Below are 591 nucleotides of genomic sequence, written 5' to 3'. Positions count from 1 at the left end.
ATTTCATCAACGGCTTTTCGATGTGCGACAATGTCTTTCGCACGGTGAACACCAACATCGACCGGATCGAGGGGGTCGATGCCACGCAGGCCGGCCTGGATTTCGCGCGGTTCCGCAACATCGTGGTCGAGGCCAACACCTTCAACGGGATCACCCAGATCACCCAGTCGCCGGTGACGGTGGAACATGCGCAGAATACCGCGTCGAACACCTGGGTGATCAATGCGGCAGCCTTCCTGCCCTTTGGAAGCCGGGCGCGCAACGTGCAGTCCATCGTGGCCGAGGGCGCGATCACCACGGCGGGTGGTGCCGCGGTGGGCGAGATGCCCTGGGTGCAGGTGGAACAGGGCGCGGGCGGCACGCTGGCCCATCTGCGCTGGAGCCAGGCACTGCGCGGCCAGGTCAAGGTCACGCTGCGCTGCGACAACCCGAACTAGAGAAAGTCGCCCGGTTCCAGCCGGAAGGCGCGCGCAAAGCCGCCGTTCAGCAGGGCCGACACGGGATGCAGGCGGACAAAGGCAAAGTCGGCAAAGGCGACATAGAGCTTTGCCTTGGGGTGGTCCGCCAGCCACAGGTCGCGCAAGGCCGCGC

At 65.3% G+C, this 591-nt stretch carries 1 protein-coding gene; it reads left to right on the top strand.

Annotated elements, in window-relative coordinates; all coding sequences use genetic code 11:
* Positions 1-437, top strand: a 437-nt coding sequence (locus ACLD7X_RS17940) for a hypothetical protein (protein ID WP_411425049.1), incomplete at its 5' end; no start/stop codon positions are given.
* Between the last annotated feature and the right edge of the window lie 154 nt (positions 438-591).

This window comes from Aphanothece microscopica RSMan92 (assembly GCF_046613545.2).
In the GTDB taxonomy this organism is placed as follows: Bacteria; Cyanobacteriota; Cyanobacteriia; order PCC-6307; family Cyanobiaceae; genus NIES-981.
This window is presented reverse-complemented; position numbering and strand designations above follow the sequence as displayed.